This is a genomic window from Vibrio sp. 1288 (assembly GCF_033344475.1).
This window is the reverse complement of record NZ_JAWPOX010000187.1, coordinates 1-980: the sequence shown is the minus strand read 5'-3', so window position 1 is coordinate 980 and position 980 is coordinate 1. Positions and strand designations below refer to the sequence as shown.

Annotated in this window: 1 protein-coding gene; it reads left to right on the top strand. The window is 45.1% G+C overall.

Features of this window, described 5'->3' with window-relative positions; translation table 11 throughout:
• The coding region (locus R8O11_RS25565) for an Ig-like domain-containing protein (protein WP_318194656.1) at positions 1-980 on the top strand (980 nt) is incomplete at both ends.

Genomic DNA, 980 nt, shown 5'->3' with positions numbered 1-980 from the left:
GATATTCTGCCTATCAATGATGCGCCAAACGCAGAAAACGATGTAATTACGACAGAAGAAGACACCTCTGTTACGATTGATGTTTTAGTCAATGATAGTGATGTTGAAGGTGACGCACTCAGCATTCAATCAGCATCAGTTCCTTCAGAGCAAGGCTCAGTTGACATTGTCGACGGCAAACTGGTGTTCACGCCAGCTGAGAACTTCAATGGTGAAGCGACCATCACTTACATCGTAACTGATGGCGATTTGACGGACGAAGCGAAAGTAACTGTTACAGTAAATCCAGTGAACGATGCGCCAACCATCAAGGTTGATGCAGTAGAAAGCATCACTGAAGATGCAGTGAACACTGATACGGTAGTCGCAACCTTAACGGTTCGCGATACTGAAACGCCTGAAGACCAATTAGCCGTTTCTTTAGAAAATAACTCAAACGGTTACTTCGTGTTGGTTGGCAATGAAGTCAAGCTGACTCAAGCAGGCGTTGATGCAGTTAATAATGATGAACTTAACCTTAAAGACCTAACTATTAGCGCGTCAGTATCGGATGGTGTTAATCCAACGGCTAGCGACAGTGACAGTTTGATTGTGAATCGTGTTAACGATGCACCGACTGTTGAAAATGCCATTGCAGATCAAGAGTTATCGGAAGATTTCGCGAGCTACACGATTGATTTAAACGACGCATTTAAAGATAGCGACTCAGCGCTAAACTTCTCAGTGTCTGGCAATAGCAACGTGTTGGTTTCGATTGAAAATGGCATCGCGACCATTTCACCAACAGCAGACTGGAACGGCTCAGAAACCTTAACGTTTACTGCTACCGACCCAAGTGGTGAAAGTGTTAGCCAAACAGTGAACTTCACGGTTGCGTCTGTGGCGGACATTGTGGCAGACAAAGCGACGGTTGTAGAAGACACGCCAACCATCATTAAGGTTTTAGGTAACGACACGTTCGAAGGCGACGACAAAGTGGT